The sequence below is a fragment of the Stenotrophomonas sp. 278 genome, from assembly GCF_003935715.1.
GTDB lineage: Bacteria > Pseudomonadota > Gammaproteobacteria > Xanthomonadales > Xanthomonadaceae > Stenotrophomonas > Stenotrophomonas maltophilia_AH.
Genome location: NZ_RHPP01000320.1, coordinates 1 through 625, shown reverse-complemented (window position 1 = coordinate 625; position 625 = coordinate 1). Strand labels below are relative to the sequence as shown.

General features: G+C 67.8%; 1 protein-coding gene and 1 pseudogene. Both read left to right on the top strand.

Going from position 1 to position 625, the window contains the following annotated elements; all coding sequences use genetic code 11:
* The first annotated feature begins 87 nt into the window (after positions 1-87).
* Positions 88-348: a YciI family protein gene (locus EGJ34_RS21935; RefSeq protein WP_185750305.1), complete on the top strand. Its 261-nt coding sequence runs from the start codon at positions 88-90 to the stop codon at positions 346-348.
* Between the two features lie 30 nt (positions 349-378).
* Positions 379-625 (top strand): annotated as a pseudogene (locus tag EGJ34_RS21930) (glutamate 5-kinase); the annotation flags it as partial.

Sequence of the window (625 nt, the reverse complement as noted above, 5' to 3'; positions counted from 1 at the left end):
AAGCAGCCTGGCCGCGCGCGTGTCGCCCGGTGCGGCGGCTGATCTGCGTCTGGACGAGCTCCGCGCGCGCTGGGCGGCGCTGGTCTGATGGCCACCCTGTACCTGGTGATGGCGATGCGTGCGCCCGGGTTCACCGATGCGGCGATCCAGCCGCACCGTGACTTCCTTGATGCGCTGCGCGCTGCCGGGCAGCTGCACCTGACCGGTGGTTTCAGCGACGGCAGTGGCGGGGCCTATGTGCTGTGCAACGTTGAAAGCCTTGCAGAGGCCCAGGCGATCGTCGCCACCGACCCGCTGGTGACGATGCAGGCCTCGGACCTGCATGTGCACGAGTGGTTGACCCGTTAACCACATCTGACCCTTTTACTGGTATCTGCCATGACTGCATCGCGTTTCCCCGAACAAGCGTTGCCCTCATGGCGGCGTGCCGTGCTCAAGGTCGGCAGCAGCCTGCTGGCGGCGGATGGTGGTGGGTTGTCCCCACGTCATGCGCTGGGGCTGGCGCAGTTCGTTTCGGCGCATGTGCAGGCCGGGCGCGAGGTGGTGATTGTGTCTTCCGGTGCAGTGGCCGCTGGCCGTGCGATCGTGCCGCGTGCACTCGAAGCCGGGGCGGCCATGGCCGCGC